Raw genomic sequence first — 269 nt, forward strand, 5'->3', positions numbered from 1 at the left:
CTGCGTTTCCGAAAGTGGGTGTCTCAGAAGATGGCAGCCATTATTCAGTCCTGATTGACGCGGAACACGAATGGAACAGTACCTTGATCAAAGGCTGGGCGGCCTATCAGGGCAATACACAAGTCTATGTCTATCAGGAAGACGGTATTCCAATGAATGACAGTGTCAATGTGCCTTTTGTTCGCCAAACGGCCTACATGCCGTATGTTCAGGCGACAGCCACACTGCCGGGTCGTCCGAATCCGGGCACTCAGCAAAAAGCGGCGTAT

The 269-nt window shown here is 51.7% G+C and carries 1 protein-coding gene; it reads left to right on the forward strand.

All coding sequences use genetic code 11. The features are described 5' to 3' along the window. Window positions 1-269: hypothetical protein (locus R0J87_RS20865; protein WP_498888648.1), on the forward strand; the 269-nt coding region annotated here is incomplete at both ends.

Source organism: Halomonas sp. SIMBA_159 (genome assembly GCF_046536035.1).
Lineage (GTDB): Bacteria > Pseudomonadota > Gammaproteobacteria > Pseudomonadales > Halomonadaceae > Vreelandella > Vreelandella venusta_A.